This is a genomic window from Quyinboa mangrovi (assembly GCF_042219825.1).
Classification (GTDB): Bacteria; Bacteroidota; Bacteroidia; order Bacteroidales; family UBA5342; genus JBHJHP01.
On record NZ_JBHJHQ010000063.1, the window covers coordinates 1 to 764 of the forward strand.

The 764-nt window shown below is 33.0% G+C and carries 1 protein-coding gene; it reads right to left on the reverse strand.

From position 1 onward, the window contains the following. Positions 1-179 precede the first annotated feature (179 nt). Positions 180-668 carry a hypothetical protein gene (locus tag ACE1ET_RS20575; protein WP_375730310.1) on the reverse strand — a complete coding sequence of 163 codons (489 nt, stop codon included), beginning with the start codon at positions 666-668 and terminating at the stop codon, positions 180-182. Positions 669-764: the final 96 nt, after the last annotated feature.

Sequence of the window (764 nt, forward strand, 5' to 3'; positions counted from 1 at the left end):
AACGTTCCCGCGGTATGGTGTCGTGGCAGTTTCTTTCACAGGTGAAAGGAACTGTCAGGGCGAAAGGAGCCGGCAGCGAACGTTGAATCATTTGGTTTAAAAGTTCTGCCATGCACTATGACCGCGTGTTAGCGGGTCGTTTTTTATTCAATTTGTATCTTTAAAATTCCTTTAAAGTTTTAAAAATATCCAATTAGTCTATCTAAGTAGTTTATGATTAAACTGTCTTTTGTCAAATTTCGAGTTTTGAGTAAAGTACAAGAAAGGATATTTGAAAGACTTTCATCATATGTATTCCCAGCATCAATAATGCCATCTATTTGTTTGCTTTTAAAGTATATTCTTATTATTAATCCGTCTTCTTTTTGTATCTCGTCAGGATTAATTTGATACTTAAAAAGTTCAGATTCAATAAATAATCTGTTTATTTCACAATTCTCAAAAATACTATCAGAAATGATTTCTTTGACAACTATTTCTTCATTATCATTTTCAATAGATAAAACAGAAATTGTCTTTTGTCTATCAATCTCTAATGAACTAGAATTTTCAAAAGCAGGTAAGAAATCAATTTTTAAATAGTTTATTTCTGACTCTACCCCAGTCTGAGCAAATGTATTACTTATAGAAAATGCAATAAATAATATTGTAAGCTTAAAACCTTTCATTCAAGTATAAGATGTTGTTTTTAAAATGCCCGCTAACGTTCCCGCGGTATGGTGTCGTGCGGTTGACTGTCCCACGAAGTGGAGACTGTCAAGCCG

What these genes read in the sequence shown, in the direction of transcription:
- ACE1ET_RS20575 (WP_375730310.1), bottom strand. Translation starts at nt 668, where the DNA reads ATGAAAGGTTTTAAGCTTACAATATTATTTATTGCATTTTCTATAAGT.